Source organism: Pseudomonas reactans (genome assembly GCF_013387025.1).
GTDB classification, from domain to species: domain Bacteria; phylum Pseudomonadota; class Gammaproteobacteria; order Pseudomonadales; family Pseudomonadaceae; genus Aquipseudomonas; species Aquipseudomonas reactans.
Map to the genome: position 1 here is coordinate 1 of NZ_JACAQP010000142.1, position 721 is coordinate 721.

A 721-nucleotide genomic window follows, 5' to 3' on the forward strand; every position below is an offset into this window, starting at 1 on the left:
GTTCAAGTCCCTCTGGGGGTATACCAAGACCATAGGAATAGGATTTTATCAAAAGTGAAATGGATTTGTCAAGTCCGCCTGGTAGACGAAAGGAAGTTGATTATGGAACGTCTAATTAGGCGTTGGGTCGATGCCCGAGTGGTTAATGGGGACGGACTGTAAATTCGTTGACAATATGTCTACGCTGGTTCAAATCCAGCTCGGCCCAACAATTTGCCAATCGACTATCAGATGGTAGAACCCTCTTGTTCTTAAGAAATACCTGATAAGAGAGAAGAAAAAAGAATCCAAATTTTCTGCTAGATCTCTTCTTATTTCCCTGGGATTGTAGTTCAATAGGCAAGAGCACCGCCCTGTCAAGGCGGATGTTGCGGGTTCGAGCCCCGTCAGTCCCGACGGATCCAATAAGTACATCAATTCACCTCTCCATTTTATGTGAAATGAAAGAAGGGACAGAGAACATAATTTAATTCCCAAGGGGTTTCCCCTCTTTTTTTCAGGATTCTGTCGAAGAAAGAACAAACCCTAAACTAAAATAAAAATAACTAAAATAGTGAAGTTGATAGAATATTCCATCCTTTCTCCCGCGACTCATCTTTCTCATACTTCTTTGTCTTCCAAAGAAAATTGGATCATTCAAATTTACAACCTAATTCCTCTCTTTTTCCACTTCGCTTGTATTGTTTGTTGGGGTTTTGTAGTTAATGGAAACGGACGGGTG

Annotated in this window: 2 tRNA genes; both read left to right on the forward strand. The window is 41.1% G+C overall.

The features are described from left to right. The first annotated feature begins 124 nt into the window (after positions 1 to 124). A tRNA-Tyr gene (locus HX793_RS32235) sits at positions 125 to 208 on the forward strand. Between the two features lie 113 nt (positions 209 to 321). Next, positions 322 to 395 (forward strand) — tRNA-Asp (locus HX793_RS32240). Positions 396 to 721: the final 326 nt, after the last annotated feature.